The organism is Nonomuraea sp. 3-1Str (assembly GCF_031570565.1).
GTDB lineage: Bacteria > Actinomycetota > Actinomycetes > Streptosporangiales > Streptosporangiaceae > Nonomuraea.
In genome coordinates this window covers 90,834-103,485 of sequence record NZ_JALHBK010000002.1, presented here as the reverse complement: position 1 = coordinate 103,485, position 12,652 = coordinate 90,834, and the positions used below count along the sequence as shown (strand labels likewise).

General features: G+C 71.6%; 16 protein-coding genes and 1 pseudogene. 10 read left to right on the top strand and 7 right to left on the bottom strand.

The features are described from left to right. Nucleotides 1-37: 37 nt before the first annotated feature. Nucleotides 38-532: a carboxymuconolactone decarboxylase family protein gene (locus MTP10_RS04230; RefSeq protein ID WP_310707659.1), complete on the top strand. Its 495-nt coding sequence runs from the start codon at nt 38-40 to the stop codon at nt 530-532. Nucleotides 533-685: 153 nt separating this feature from the next. On the opposite strand, the gene MTP10_RS04225 is transcribed toward MTP10_RS04230, so the two are convergent. Further along, nucleotides 686-1,564, bottom strand: coding sequence for a sigma-70 family RNA polymerase sigma factor (locus MTP10_RS04225; protein WP_310707658.1), 879 nt, complete (start codon nt 1,562-1,564; stop codon nt 686-688). A gap of 137 nt (nt 1,565-1,701) precedes the next feature. On the opposite strand from MTP10_RS04225, the gene MTP10_RS04220 reads away from it, so the two are divergent. Together MTP10_RS04220 and MTP10_RS04215 are read left to right on the top strand one after the other, a co-directional pair. After that, a complete protein-coding gene (locus tag MTP10_RS04220) occupies nt 1,702-2,160 on the top strand; it encodes a carboxymuconolactone decarboxylase family protein (RefSeq protein ID WP_310707657.1) in 459 nt (152 codons plus the stop codon). A gap of 26 nt (nt 2,161-2,186) precedes the next feature. Further along, complete coding sequence (locus MTP10_RS04215) at nt 2,187-2,651, top strand: DoxX family protein (RefSeq protein ID WP_310707656.1); 465 nt, start codon at nt 2,187-2,189, stop codon at nt 2,649-2,651. Between the two features lie 63 nt (nt 2,652-2,714). Here MTP10_RS04215 and MTP10_RS04210 read toward each other — a convergent pair whose 3' ends face one another. The 4 genes and pseudogenes from MTP10_RS04210 to MTP10_RS04195 all read right to left on the bottom strand — a co-directional run bounded on the left by MTP10_RS04210 (nt 2,715) and on the right by MTP10_RS04195 (nt 5,400). Beyond that, entirely contained in the window at nt 2,715-3,104 is a 390-nt protein-coding gene (locus tag MTP10_RS04210; RefSeq protein WP_310707655.1) for an antibiotic biosynthesis monooxygenase family protein, read from the bottom strand. A 41-nt stretch (nt 3,105-3,145) separates the two neighbouring features. Further along, nucleotides 3,146-3,817, bottom strand: coding sequence for an NAD(P)H-binding protein (locus MTP10_RS04205; RefSeq protein WP_310707654.1), 672 nt, complete (start codon nt 3,815-3,817; stop codon nt 3,146-3,148). A gap of 565 nt (nt 3,818-4,382) precedes the next feature. Continuing rightward, nucleotides 4,383-4,808: pseudogene (locus tag MTP10_RS41895) on the bottom strand (helix-turn-helix domain-containing protein); the annotation flags it as partial. A gap of 115 nt (nt 4,809-4,923) precedes the next feature. Beyond that, nucleotides 4,924-5,400, bottom strand: a complete 477-nt coding sequence (locus MTP10_RS04195; RefSeq protein ID WP_310707652.1) for a hypothetical protein — start codon at nt 5,398-5,400, stop codon at nt 4,924-4,926. Between the two features lie 218 nt (nt 5,401-5,618). Between MTP10_RS04195 and MTP10_RS04190 the strand changes: the two genes are divergently transcribed. From MTP10_RS04190 to MTP10_RS04165, 6 genes are all read left to right on the top strand, one after another. Next, complete coding sequence (locus tag MTP10_RS04190; protein ID WP_310707651.1) at nt 5,619-5,915, top strand: hypothetical protein; 297 nt, start codon at nt 5,619-5,621, stop codon at nt 5,913-5,915. A 157-nt stretch (nt 5,916-6,072) separates the two neighbouring features. Further along, nucleotides 6,073-7,230, top strand: a complete 1,158-nt coding sequence (locus tag MTP10_RS04185; protein WP_310707650.1) for a sensor histidine kinase — start codon at nt 6,073-6,075, stop codon at nt 7,228-7,230. Continuing rightward, nucleotides 7,221-7,862 carry a response regulator transcription factor gene (locus MTP10_RS04180; protein ID WP_310707649.1) on the top strand — a complete coding sequence of 214 codons (642 nt, stop codon included), beginning with the start codon at nt 7,221-7,223 and terminating at the stop codon, nt 7,860-7,862. Before MTP10_RS04185 ends, MTP10_RS04180 begins: the two co-directional genes overlap by 10 nt. Before the next feature lie 27 nt (nt 7,863-7,889). Further along, the gene (locus MTP10_RS04175) at nt 7,890-8,696 is read left to right on the top strand and encodes an MBL fold metallo-hydrolase (RefSeq protein WP_310707648.1); all 807 of its coding nucleotides are present in this window, start codon (nt 7,890-7,892) and stop codon (nt 8,694-8,696) included. 78 nt (nt 8,697-8,774) lie between these two features. Beyond that, complete coding sequence (locus MTP10_RS04170) at nt 8,775-9,401, top strand: PadR family transcriptional regulator (protein WP_310707647.1); 627 nt, start codon at nt 8,775-8,777, stop codon at nt 9,399-9,401. After that, complete coding sequence (locus MTP10_RS04165) at nt 9,379-9,780, top strand: hypothetical protein (protein ID WP_310707646.1); 402 nt, start codon at nt 9,379-9,381, stop codon at nt 9,778-9,780. The genes MTP10_RS04170 and MTP10_RS04165 overlap by 23 nt, the downstream gene beginning before the upstream one ends. Before the next feature lie 33 nt (nt 9,781-9,813). On the opposite strand, the gene MTP10_RS04160 is transcribed toward MTP10_RS04165, so the two are convergent. Further along, entirely contained in the window at nt 9,814-11,277 is a 1,464-nt protein-coding gene (locus MTP10_RS04160) for a HAMP domain-containing sensor histidine kinase (RefSeq protein WP_310707645.1), read from the bottom strand. Beyond that, entirely contained in the window at nt 11,274-11,945 is a 672-nt protein-coding gene (locus MTP10_RS04155; protein ID WP_310707644.1) for a response regulator transcription factor, read from the bottom strand. The genes MTP10_RS04160 and MTP10_RS04155 overlap by 4 nt, the downstream gene beginning before the upstream one ends. Nucleotides 11,946-12,081: 136 nt before the next feature. Here MTP10_RS04155 and MTP10_RS04150 point away from each other — a divergent pair, with 136 nt between their 5' ends. Then, on the top strand, nt 12,082-12,651 hold the full coding sequence (locus MTP10_RS04150; RefSeq protein ID WP_310707643.1) for a hypothetical protein: 570 nt from the start codon (nt 12,082-12,084) through the stop codon (nt 12,649-12,651). Nucleotide 12,652: the final 1 nt, after the last annotated feature.

Here is a 12,652-nt window from a genome sequence, read left to right as displayed (position 1 = left end):
AGCGGCGAAACACCGTTCAGAAAGGAACCCCACCACCATGACCACCACCGAGCAGAACCGCCAGTCGCGCCTGCCCAACCCCGCCGTGCTCGTCCCCGAGCTGAAGGACATCGGCGGACCCATGTTCAAGGCGACGGGGAACGGCTCCATTCCGCAGGCCACCATCAGTCTGGTCCAGCTGCGCGCCGGTCAGATCGTCGGCAACACGTACCTGACGGTCCTGCACACCGGCAACCTCCGCAAGGCCGGGGAAACAGAGGAGCGCATCACCGCCGTGGCGTCCTGGCAGGACGCCCCCTACTTCACCGACGCCGAACGGATCGCGCTCGCCCTGGTAGAGGCCGTCCTCACCCCGAACCCGGCCGGTGAGCGCGTCCCCGACGAGCTGTATGAGCGGGCGTGCAAGCACTACGACGACAAGGCGCTCGCCACGCTCACCATGGCGATCGGCCAGGTCTGCTTCTTCATCCCGCTGGCCCTCATCGGCAAGCCGCTGCCCGGTGTGTCACCGGCGGAGCAGTGGAAGCAGTAAAACCCACCAGCGGCACTCGCCCAGGGTGAGGACGCGGCGCCTGCGCCTCACCCTGAGCACCCCCGCCGGCCGGCCTTCGTGCGCGGCAGTCAGCCGCCATCCGGGCGGGGAACGGCTGGTACCAGGACGTCCAGGACATGAAGACCTCCGCGCCTACCCACCGAGCATCACCAGTTCGAGGTCCCTCAGGTATGCGGGGTCGGCGAGCAGGTCGACGTGCGTGATCTTGTCGTTCGTGATGGTGAAGGCGAAAACGATCCGTGGCCGTCCACCCGGCGCCCACACCAGACCCGGCGCCCCGTCGATGAGCGCGAGCTCGGCGGCCCGGGCCCGGCCGGCGAAGGTCTCGGCCACGCCGTCCGCCCCTCGTACCAGCCTCGCCGCGCCGGAGAGCACGGCGGTGCGATCCGCGCTGATCTCCACGTCCGGGTCGAGCAGCGCGAGCAGGGCCGCGAAGTCACCGCCACGTGACGCGGCCTGGAAGGCTGCGACGATCTCCCGCTGCCTGGCGGGATCGGTCCCGGTGCCCGGGGTCGTCGTCTGCTGTACGCGTCGGCGGGCGCGGCTGGCCAGTTGCCGGGCCGCGGCAGGCGAACGGTTCACGATCAACGCGATCTCGCCGAACGGCACAGCGAACATGTCGTGCAGGACGAACGCGATCCGTTCCGCGGGCGCGAGCATGTCGAGCACCACCAGCAGAGCCAAGCCGACCGAATCGGCGATGACCACCTCGTGCTCGGGGTCGTCCGCCTCGCGAAGGTCGGCCATCAGGTCCGGCCCGGAGGCACGTAGCGGCTCCTCGCGGCGTGTCCTGCGATCGCGCAGCATGGTCAGCGCCACCCGTGCGACGATCGTGGTGAGCCAGCCCGGCACGTTCCGCACGTCCTCCGCGCCGGCGCGGCTGAGCCGTAGCCATGCCTCCTGGAGTGCGTCATCGGCCTCGCTCGACGAGCCGAGCAGCCGGTAGGCCACTGCCCACAGATGGTCGCGATGCTGCTGGAACCAGCCGGCCAGCAGGTCCTTCTCCTCCATTGACGCCGTCCCTCCCGTGTCGCCTGTAACGGGATGACGGAGGAGACCTCGAAGATGTGACAGGCGGCTTGCTGTCACATCCTCTCTCCGGGGCGCGTCATCAGGGTGGAAGTCCAGCCCATGGAGCGGAGAGACACATGCAAGCACGGATGAAGAATCCTGCCGTCGTCCTGTCGGCGGCGATGGCACCCGTCCAGGAGCTCTTCAAGGCCGCCCGTACGGGCGGGGTGCCGGAGACCACGCTCGGGCTGGTGCACCTGCGCGCCAGCCAGATCAACGGTTGCGGCCCCTGCGTGGAGTCGGGTGTCCGTACCGCCAGGAAGAGCGGCGAGAGCGACGAGCGGATGGGGCTGCTCGTGGCCTGGCGGGAGACGCCGTACTTCACCGACGCCGAGCGGGCCGCGCTGGCCCTCACCGAGGCCGCCACCCGGCTCGCCGACCGTACCGACCCGGTCCCCGACCAGATCTGGGAGGAGGCGACCCGGCATTACGACGAAGCGGGGCTGGCCGCGATCGTTCTGATGGCGGCGGTGACGAACCTGTCGAACCGGCTCAACGTCACCACCCGGCAGCCCGCGGGCCAGAAGTGGGGCTGAGCCGTGGCGAACACGACGGAGTGCTCATGACCGCACGTACGTGGCCGCGACGGCTGTCCACGATCCTTTACTGGTATCTGGCCGTGTCGTTCTTCATCGGCTTTGTCACCAAGTTCTGGCCCGGGCCGACATTCTTCGGTCCGGCCTACGCGGAGAAGTTCGTCGACTGGGGCTGGCCGCCGTGGATGCGGTTCGTCGTCGGCGCCCTGGAGCTCGTCCTCGGACTGATGATGATCGTCCCGCGGCGGCGGGTCAGGTTCATCGGTGCCGCGGGTCTGGTGTTCGTGCTGATCGGCGCGGTGACGACCCACCTCATCGATGTCGCCCCCTTGTACGAGGAGGTATCGGCGCCGTTGCACCTGATCATCATGATCGGCGTTGCGCTGGCGAACTGGCCATCGGACTGGCGGGACCTTCTCCATCCCCTCGACGACCGGAGTGCCCGCGCGGTGCCGAGCTCGTCGGTCGGCCGGGCGTCGACCGTCCGGTAGGAGAAACCGGCATGGCCATGATCCAGCTGGTGATCATGGCCATGCCGTCCCGCGGTGCCGGTTTCACCTGGTCGCCGGCTCGCCGCTTCCATCGTGAGAGGGCAGGAGGTCGACGACGACCTCGTAGATGCTGGGCCGCGTGGTGATGTGCAGGCCGGGATCATTGAGCAGCCGCTGGGCGCTCTCGTGCCATTCGGGCCTGCTCAGCGCCTCTTCCAACTGCCTCCCGCTCTCCCACTGGGCCACGTTGACGAACCGCAGCTCAGCGTCGTCGATCATCGATCGGTGCAGCCGGGCACGGATGAATCCCGGTTGCCTGGCCATGATCTCGGCGTTCTCCTCCCACAGCGGCAGGAACGCCTCCGACTCCTCTATCGGTACGGTGAAAGCGTTGATCATGGTGATCGGCTCGTCGACAGGCGTTTCGGTACGGGTGATCGGAACTTCCATCATGATTTCTCCCTTGCGGTCGGTTGCGATCGGCGATGAGAGCGTCAGTTGGCCATGCCGATGACCTGCTTGACCGTTTCCGGCCGGTCGAGCACCGCGAGCATGGCGTGGGCCACATCTGCGCGCGAGACGTACCGGCCGCCCGGCACGTTCTGCCCCACCGCCGTCCGGTAAGCGCCGGTCACCGGCTTGTCGGTCAGCTGCACCGGCCTGAGCACCGTCCAGTCGAAGCCGCTGTCACGCACGGCGTCCTCCATGACCGCCAGGTCCAGGTACTGCGGACGTAGCGCGGCCTTGACGATCGGATACACCAGGTAACGCAGGAACGGCCCATCGCCAGGGTCGTGCCGGGGCGGGTGGGGGCGGCCGGGAGAGGGCGTGGTGCCCACCGGGGCGGCGCTCACCACGATCAGTCGACGGGTCCCGGCGGCCCGCATCGCCGCGAGGATCGCCTTGGTGCCTCTGGAGGCCACCCCGGCCGCGGCATTGTTCGGTGGGCCGAGTGCCGACAGAACGGCGTCGGCTCCTTCGACGGCGGGCAGCAGCGTCGCGACCTCGGCCGTGGCCATGTCAGCGGCACGCACGACGCGGACAGGCTGCCCGTCCAGCTTGGCCGGATCCCGTACGACCGCCGTGACGTCGTGCCCCTTGGCCAGCGACTGGTCGAGCAGATGCCGACCGACGCCACCGCTGGCGCCGAAGACGGTGAGTTTCATGGACGAATCCCTCCGGGTTCGTTGAAAGAGGTTGCGGGGCAGGTGATCCCCCCGCTCGTGGGCGGCCGCCGGCCGGACAGCTTCGAAGATGCCGCGCATCGGCCGGGCACTCCTCAACCACGGTCCCGCGCACCGCAGTCTCGTACGCGGTCGCTGACATATGGACACCCACTTGCTCGCGTTTTGTCTTCACGTGTTTGACGGGGCGGGTGCGGCGAAGGTGACGACTCTCGCAAGAGCTGCTCTGTGAGGTCGGCGGCCGAGTACGTTCCGTCGTCCCCATGACGCAGCGCGCGGCGAAAATGTGACACGGGCGACTTGCCCCTGCGAAGCCGACACTCGCCGTACGCCATGTCAGGTCCGGCGCTGCCCCAGCCGCAGCCCGATGGCCTGGCGCAGGTCCTCGCCCAGGTACGGCCCGTACCGCGTCCCAGTCGTAGCCGGGCAGGACCGGCAGCCGCAGCGCGAGGCCGCCGTCGGCGACGAGCCGGTCCGCGCGGTGCCGCCGGTCGCGCAGGTCGGTCGGCGAGGCGCGGAACACCTCACGCATGATCCGGTTGAACTGCCGCAGGCTCCCGAACCCGGACGCGAACGCGATGTCCAGCACCGTCAGGTCGGTGTCGTCGAGCAGCCGCCGCGCGAAGTGCGCCCGGCGGGAGCGGGCGAGCTGGTCGGGGCTCGCGCCGAGATGCCTGAGGAACAGGCGCCGCAGGTGGCGCGGCGACAACCCGACCCGCTCGGCGAGCGCCGCCTCGGTCCCCTCGTCGAGGACCCCGTCGATGATGAGCTGCCACGCCCGGCACACCAGCTCGGGCGTGTCGGCGGCGATGGGACCGGCCACGCGGTACGGCCGGCAGCGCAGGCAGGCGCGGAACCCGGCGGCTTCGGCGGCGGCCAGCTCGTACGTGCGGGTGTTCTTCGCCAGCGGCTTCGCGCCGCACCCGGGCCGGCAGTAGATGCCGGTGGTGACGACGGCGGAGTACGTGGTCATGGGTCAGATGTACGACACCGTCCCTCTGTCATGCCAGACATATCCGGACAACTGGGGATGGGAAGGTGTGCCCACATCTGACCGGCCGGTCCCGGTGCCCGGCGGACGGCCGCGGTCAGAAGAAGCGGCCGAGCCGGAACGGGCGTACCACCAGCGGCACGGTGAAGCGGCTGATCAGCCGTACCTTCCGGATGCGCGTGTGCTCGTCGATCGTGACCTTGACGCACCTGAGGTGCGCGAGGTGGTCACCCGGGAAGGCGTAGTAGGAGATGCCGACGGCGCGCCGGCCGAGCCCTCGGTCCGACAGGCCCAGCCCCACCTCGCGGTAGATGCGCCGCGAGCCCTTCAGCGTGAACGCGGTGGACCCGATGAGCGCGTGGTTGGCCTTGACGGGGCAGTGGACGAAGACGCGCACCTCGTCGTTCTGGCGCGGCCACGGCGGCAGGATCCGCAGGGACGTGCGTTTCTTCCAGTCGTCCGGCACGGGGCCGCGGACGGCGGCCGTGGAGACGGACGGGCGAGGCAGAGCGGTCGCGGTGGCCGGGCTCATCACGAGAACGGCGGCGGCTCCCAATCCCGCGACGGAACGCATGGATTCCTCCCGCCGGGCGTTCGCGACCAGGTGATCACCCCATTATGTCGAGCGTTCGCGGTGGAAAAGCGCGCCACGCCGTACAACACTCCTGAACGGCGCCGCCGCCGAATTCCGGGCCGAAATGCCGCGCCCCGCGCATCGAAATGGAGTGCGTGATCAATATGTGATCGAGAAAGCGCTTGGTGGCGTTTGTAGTGTTTTAAGATCGCTGTCTTGTGAACCCGCCTGAGGACCAGCCCGAGCTGGACGTCGACGCGGCGTTCGCCCGCCTGACGGCCGGCGTGCGCCTGAAACCGCCGGGACTGGGATGGCGGCTCCGGCTGGCCTTCGCACCGGGCTCCCGGCTGCGGCGGCGGGTGCTGATCGTGACGGTCTGCCTGGTCGTGCTGGCCGCGGGCGCCCTGACCCTCCGGGCCGTGGACCGCCCGGACCCGGTGCCGCCGCCATCGGACGACTCCACGCCCTTCCTGACCGCCCTGCCCGCCATCGAGCGGGACGCCGTCAGTCGATGATGGGGTACGCGTACTCGGCTCCCGGTCCACCGGCCGCGGCCCGGAGGCTGAATCCGCCCCTCTGAGCTCGCCTGCGAGAAGTCCCGGTGCGAATGCCGGCAAAAAGGTCTACCTGGCACTACCGACCCCTGGGGTCGCGCGCGGATAGTGTCGCGGCGTGCTCGTCAGGACCGCGCCGGAAGCGCTCACCCAGCGGCCGATCCCCTTCCTGAGGTCGGCCTGGCCGTGGCGTTCGCTGGCCTACCTGCTGGCCGCGGTCGTGCCCGGCCTGCCCGTCATGGGTGTCGTGGCCGGGGTGGCGGTGACGGCATCCCCGGCCGTCGCGGTCGCCGGGGTGGCGGTGGTCGCGCTGCTCACCCCCGTGGTGGCCCGCTACGAACGGTGGCGGCTGCGGCTGGTGGACGACGTGCCGCTGCCCGTCACGCCTGGCGGGCTGCGCCGGGAGGCGGCGCTGGGCGGGGTGACGGTGCTGCTGCTGTGGTGGCTGGACGTGGTCATGGCGCTGTTCGCCGCGGTCGGGCTCGTGCTGCTGATCCTGACGCCGGTGGCGCAGCCCACCGTGAGCGTCCCCGTCGGGCTCGCGGCCTCGGGCCTCGGGGTGCTCCTGGTGCCCGTCGCCGCGTACACGCTCACCGCCTGGGCCGGGGCGAGGGGCGCCATGACCCGTGCGATCCTGGCCCCGCAGGCCGCCGAGCTGAGCGAGGTGCTGCGATCGCGGGCCCGGCTCGTGGACGCGTTCGAGACCGAGCGACGCAGGATCGAGCGTGACCTGCACGACGGCGCCCAGCAGCGGCTGGTGGCGCTGACGATGAGCCTCGGCATCGCCCGGCTGGACCTGCCCGACGACACTCCGGCCGGACGGCTGGTGGCGCGGGCACACGACGAGGCGAAGCAGGCGCTGGCCGAGCTGCGGGCGCTCATCCGGGGCGTGCACTCCCAGGTGCTCACCGACCGGGGACTGCCCGCCGCCGTCCGCGACGTCGCCGGCCGCTCGCCCGTCCCGGTCGAGGTGCAGCTCGCGCTGGAGGAACGGCTGCCCCCGGCCGTGGAGGTCACCGCGTACTACGTCGTCACGGAGGCCCTCACGAACGTCGCCCGGCACAGCGGCGCGAGCGCGGCCCGCGTCACCGGCGGCGCCGAGGGCGGCACGCTGCTCGTGGAGATCCGCGACGACGGCCGCGGCGGGGCCGATCCGGGGCGCGGCAGTGGCCTGACCGGCCTGGCCGACCGGCTCGCCGTCGTGGGTGGCAGGCTGTCGGTGTCCAGCCCGGCCGGCGGCCCGACCCTGGTGCGAGTGGAGATCCCGTGCGCGTAGTGATAGCCGAGGACGCCGTCCTGCTCCGGGAGGGCCTGGTCGGCCTCCTCGAACGGTTCGGCCACACCGTGCTCGCCGCCGTCGGAGACGCGCCCGCGCTGGTCGAGGCCGCCACCGAGCACCGGCCGGACGCCGTGGTCACCGACGTGCGCATGCCGCCCGGCTTCTCCGACGAGGGGCTGCGCGCCGCCGTGGAGCTGCGCCGGGCGCGCCCGGAGCTGGCCGTGCTCGTGCTCAGCCAGTACGTCGAGCAGACGTACGCCGCCGAGCTGCTCGACTCGGAGGGCGGCGCCGGCATCGGCTACCTGCTGAAGGACCGCGTCGGTGACGTGCGGGAGTTCGTGGACGCGCTCGACCGCGTGGCCGCCGGGGGCACGGTCGTCGATCCCGAGGTGGTGCGCCAGCTCCTGCGGCGGCGCCGCGACCCGCTGGCGCGGCTCACACCCCGCGAGCGGGAGGTGCTCGGGCTGGTCGCGGCGGGCCGCGCCAACGCCTCGATCGCGCGTGAGCTGTTCGTCACGGAGGCGGCCGTGGCCAAGCACATCGCGGGCATCTTCACCAAGCTGGACCTGCCGCCGGCCGCCGACGGCCACCGCAGGGTGCTGGCGGTCCTCGCCTACCTCCGGGGCTGAGATCGTCCGGTCAGTAAGGTTTCGTTCATGAGGGAGCAATGGCGGGAGGTCGGCGACCGGGTGTACGTCCGGCGCCACAGGTCGTACGACATGAATGTCGGCTTGGTGGTCGGCGACGGGCACTGCCTCGTACTCGACACGCGGATGTCCCACCGCGAGGCGGCCGACCTGATCGAGGCGATCAGGCGGATCACCGGCAGCCCGTGGACGGTCGTCAACAGCCACTCCCACTTCGACCACTACTTCGGCAACGCGCCGTTCCTGCCCGCCGAGATCTGGGGCCACGTGAGGTGCGCGGAGGAGATCGAGCGGTACGGGCTGGAGCAGCGCGCCAGAGTCGTCGACGGGGTGCCGGAGGCAAGGCGCGAGGAGGTGGAGGAGGTGGTGATCGTGCCGCCCGACCACACGTTCACCACCGCCGCGACGCTCGACATCGGCGGCCGGATCATCCACCTGCGCCACTTCGGACTCGGCCACAGCAGCAACGACATCGTCACGTACGTGCCCGACGCCGGGGTGGTGTTCGCCGGTGACCTGGTGGAGCAGGGGGCGCCGCCGGCGTTCGGCGACTCGTACCCCCTGGACTGGCCGGAGACGGCGGCCGCCATGCTGGCCGAGCTGCCCGGCGAGGTGGTCGTGCCCGGTCACGGCGCGGTGGTGGACCGCGCGTTCGCCGAGGCGCAGGCGGCGGAGCTGGCGACGGTCGCCGCGCTGGCCAGGCGGGCGCACGTGGAGGGGCTGCGCGACATGGTCAAGCAGTTCCCGTACCCCGAGGACGTCACCCGGCAGATCATCGAGCGCGCCTTCATGCAGCTCGACGGCCTTCTCGCCTGACGAGCCCGCCCCCGGCGGACCCTCGACAGCTCCAGCGGCTCCGCTTATAGTGCAAGTTGCACTATAGAAGGAGGCATCATGGCGCAGCGCCATGATCTGGCCGGGCTGACCGTGCTCGCCCTGCTCTCGGTCCGTCCCAGCCACCCCTACGAGCTGCACCGCCTCATCGTGGACACGCACAAGGACTACGTGGCCGGGCTGCCCAGGAGCCTCTACCACGCGGTCGAACGGCTGGCACGCGAGGAGCTGATCGTCCCCGCGGCCACCGCGCGCGAGGGCCGCCGCCCCGAGCGGACCGTCTACGAGATCACCGGCGAGGGACGGCAGGAGCTGGCCACGAGGCTGCGGAGCCTGCTGGAACGGCCCGATCCCGACCGGCGCGTCCTCGTGGCCGGGATCTCGCTGATCGGCGCGCTGCCGGTGCCCGAGGCGCGGCGCGCGCTGCGCAATCGCGCGGCCGCGCTGGAGGCGGCGGTCGGCGGCCTCGACGCGCACCTGGCGGGCATGGCCGACAACGGCCTGCCGGAGGTGCTCGCGCTGGAGCTCGACTACCAGCGGGCCGTCCAGGCGGCCGAGCTGGCCTGGGTGCGGGGGGTGCTGGAGCGGCTGGAGAGCGGCGCGCTCGACTGGCCGGACACGGTCAAGCGATCACTGATGGAGCGGGTATCCGAAGGAGGCGACCATGGACAAGAGGCTGATCACTGAGGTGTCGGGCGTGGTGGAGGCGCCGGTGGAGCGGGTGCGCGAGGTGCTGGCCAGGACCCTGCTGCCGGAGGGTGCGCCGGACAGCGGCCGGTTCACCGTCGAGGACATCCCCGGGCACACGAGCACCGCCGAGGTCACGGACCGGATGATCGCCCTGCAGGGCGGATGGTGGTACCGGGGCGAGTGGACGTTCGTCCCCCACCTCGGCGGAACGCGGCTCACCCACCGGGTCTACGACGTGGCCACGAGCCTGCGCTGGGGCGTGCGGCTGGCCAACCGCTTCTTCATCGGCTACGACCGAAACACCCGCGACTCCTTCGCCGCCGGCCTGACCCGCATCGGCGCCGACCTCGGCTGCCCGGTCCACCTGTCTCCCTAGCGCCGGCCCGCCTCACCGGGGGCCGGCCCCCGGTCACGTGCTCGCGGGGAGCGTGGCGCGGAAGCCGCCGTCGATCGCCACCAGAGTGCCGCCGTGCAGCCCCGCGATGTCGCGGGCGATGGGCAGACCCAGGCCCGCGCCGCCGTCGTCCCTGGCCCGCGCCTCGTCCAGCCGGGTGAACCGGTCGAACACCGCCTCCCGGTGCTCCGGCGCGATCCCCGGCCCGTCATCGAGCACCTCCAGCACCGCGAGGCCGTCACCCGGGCGCACCCGGACCGTCACCGCCGTCTCGGCGTGCCGGCGCGCGTTGTCGAGCAGGTTCGTCACCAGCCGGGCGAGGTGGCCGCGCGAGCCCCGCACCACCACGTCCGGCTCGATGTCCACCACGACCCGCGGCTCCTTCTCCTGCCCGTGGCGCACCGACTCCTCGAACGCCACCTGCCCGAGGTCGAGCGACGTCGTCCGCACCGGCTCACCGGCGTCCAGCCTGGCCAGCATGAGCAGGTCGCCGGCCAGCGCCTGGAGGCGCTCGACGTCCGCCAGCGCCTCGCGGGTCAGCTCGCTGGGCGGGGCCAGCTCCAGCCGCGCCCGCAGCGTGGCGATGGGGCTGCGCAGCTCGTGCGCGGCGTCGGCGACGAACCGCTGGTGCGTCCCGACGGCCGTCTCCAGCCGGTCGAGCGTGCCGTTGACGGTCGTGGCCAGCGCTGCGATCTCGTCGCCCGAGCGGGGCACCGGCACGCGCTGGTGCAGGTCCCGGGCGGTGATGTCGGCCATCTTGGCGCGGATCGCGGCGACCGGCCTCAGCGCCCGGGTCACCGAGAACCACGTCATCGCCGCCACCACCCCCAGCAGCGCCGGAACACCGGGCAGCAGCGCGCCGTCGAGCGCCCGCAACGCCTCCTCGGCACCGGCGCGGGAGGCCCTGGCCAGCACCGTGGAGGTCCCGTCCGCCGTGGCCACCTTCAGGGCCGCCACGGCGTACTGACGCGGCTGGGCCCACTCCGTGACGGCCAGAGACTCACCTGAGCCGCCGATGAGCAGGACGTCGGGGTCACCCATCGGCTGATCCGCCTCGGCCCCCTCATAGGTCTCCCCGGTGGGCCGCACACCGGGCTTCCCTTCGGTCCTCACGCCGGTCTTCTCTTCGGTCTTCACGGGCTTCGCGTCGAGCGGGGCCGCGACCCCGACCTCCGCCGGCTCGGCCTGAACGGCCTTCACCCCCTGGATGAGCCGCGGCGCCGCCGCCACCGCCCGCCGCGCCGCCTCGGCGTCCGTGCTGGCCTCCAGACTGCCGCGCAACGTCACGACGAGTACGGCCGCGGCGACCCCCAGGGCGAGCGCCACGACCAGGGTCGCCGCCGCCGTGGCCCGCAGCCGTACCGACGACAGGCCGGCCGGCAGACCGACCGGCAACCTCTTCCGCACCCCGGTGACCAGCCCGGCCGGCAGTGCGGTCCGCAGCCGGTCCCGCGGGGTCCGCGTCAGGCCCGCGCTCATGTCGCCTCCAACCGGTAACCGGCGCCCCGCACCGTGATCAGCGACGACCGGCCGAACGGCTGGTCGATCTTGCGCCGCAGCGCGCTGATGTAGACCTCGACGATGTTCGGGTCGCCGTCGTAGGAGAAGTCCCACGCCTGCGCGAGCAGCTCGCTCTTGGAGACCACCTCGCCCGCCCGCCGCGCCAGCCCGTGCAGCACGGCGAACTCCTTCGGCGTCAGCGCGATCTCCACCTCGCCCCTGCGGCAGCGCAGCCCCGCCGGGTCGAGCACCAGGTCGCCCACCGTGATCGACACCGGCCGCTCCCTGCCGCCCCGCCGCACCAGGGCCCGCAGCCGCGCCAGCAGCACCACGTACGAGAACGGCTTGGCCAGGTAGTCGTCGGCGCCCGTGTCGAGGGCCTCGGCCTCGTCGTAGACGCCGTCCTTGGCCGTGAGCATCATGATCGGCGTCCAGTTCCCGGCCTCGCGCAGCCGGGTGCAGACGGTGTAGCCGTTCATCCGGGGCAGCATCACGTCCAGGACGATCACGTCATAGGGGTTCTCGGTCGCCATCCACAGCCCGTCGCGGCCGTCGTGGGCCACGTCGACCGCGAAGCCCTCGCCCGACAACCCGTCCCGCACGAGACCGGCCAGCCGCCGCTCGTCCTCCACCAGTAAGAGCCGCACGCTGACCAGAGTGCCGCACGCTGCCTAAAGCCAACCTGAAGATCATTTCGGCTGCGTTCAGGCTCGCTTCAGGTACGGCGGGCCAGTCTCGGACCGTCAGATCGTGCTGAGCACCTTCCATGAAGGGAAGATGTCCATGTTGAAGAGGCGTGTCGGGATCCTGGGCGCGGTGGGCGTCCTCGCCCTGTCGATCCTCAGCGGGTCGGCGCTGGCCGACGAGACCCCGTCGCCCGCGCCCGAGGGTGCGATCGTCTGCAGGACGAGCGACGGCGAGACCCTGAGCTTCGCCAAGGGCGTCAAGGCCCTCAAAGTCGTGAAGCTCGAGGACGGCAAGGTCGTCGTCGCCGAGGGCGATCCGGGCGAGCCGGCCGAGCTCGCCCGGGTGAAGGACTTCCGCCTGGAGCGCGCGGTGCCCGCGGAGAAGGCGGAAAAGGCGGAGAAGGCGGCCGAAACCCTCCCCGAGGGCGCGCCGGAGCTCCGCATCAGGAAGGCCGAGCCCGGAGAGGAGGCGAAGATCCTGCGGCTCAAGGAGGGCGGCCTCAAGGAGGGCGAGCTGAAGGAGGGCAAGGTCAAGGGGGGCGAGCCCGAGGTGGGCGAGGCCGTGCCCGCCCTCCCGGCCGAGGGCCCCGACGGTGTGCCGCCCAAGGGCGTCAAGGACGTCAAGGGCGTCCGCTTCACGGTGGTCTGCAAGGCCGAGAAGGAGTAGC

What these genes read in the sequence shown, in the direction of transcription:
- MTP10_RS04165 (WP_310707646.1), top strand. Translation starts at nt 9,379, where the DNA reads ATGGACAAGAGGCTGATCACTGAGGTGTCGGGCGTGGTGGAGGCGCCG.
- MTP10_RS04175 (WP_310707648.1), top strand. Translation starts at nt 7,890, where the DNA reads ATGAGGGAGCAATGGCGGGAGGTCGGCGACCGGGTGTACGTCCGGCGC.
- MTP10_RS04205 (WP_310707654.1), bottom strand. Translation starts at nt 3,817, where the DNA reads ATGAAACTCACCGTCTTCGGCGCCAGCGGTGGCGTCGGTCGGCATCTG.
- MTP10_RS04230 (WP_310707659.1), top strand. Translation starts at nt 38, where the DNA reads ATGACCACCACCGAGCAGAACCGCCAGTCGCGCCTGCCCAACCCCGCC.
- MTP10_RS04210 (WP_310707655.1), bottom strand. Translation starts at nt 3,104, where the DNA reads ATGATGGAAGTTCCGATCACCCGTACCGAAACGCCTGTCGACGAGCCG.
- MTP10_RS04160 (WP_310707645.1), bottom strand. Translation starts at nt 11,277, where the DNA reads ATGAGCGCGGGCCTGACGCGGACCCCGCGGGACCGGCTGCGGACCGCA.
- MTP10_RS04215 (WP_310707656.1), top strand. Translation starts at nt 2,187, where the DNA reads ATGACCGCACGTACGTGGCCGCGACGGCTGTCCACGATCCTTTACTGG.
- MTP10_RS04150 (WP_310707643.1), top strand. Translation starts at nt 12,082, where the DNA reads ATGTTGAAGAGGCGTGTCGGGATCCTGGGCGCGGTGGGCGTCCTCGCC.
- MTP10_RS04225 (WP_310707658.1), bottom strand. Translation starts at nt 1,564, where the DNA reads ATGGAGGAGAAGGACCTGCTGGCCGGCTGGTTCCAGCAGCATCGCGAC.
- MTP10_RS04170 (WP_310707647.1), top strand. Translation starts at nt 8,775, where the DNA reads ATGGCGCAGCGCCATGATCTGGCCGGGCTGACCGTGCTCGCCCTGCTC.
- MTP10_RS04195 (WP_310707652.1), bottom strand. Translation starts at nt 5,400, where the DNA reads ATGCGTTCCGTCGCGGGATTGGGAGCCGCCGCCGTTCTCGTGATGAGC.
- MTP10_RS04220 (WP_310707657.1), top strand. Translation starts at nt 1,702, where the DNA reads ATGCAAGCACGGATGAAGAATCCTGCCGTCGTCCTGTCGGCGGCGATG.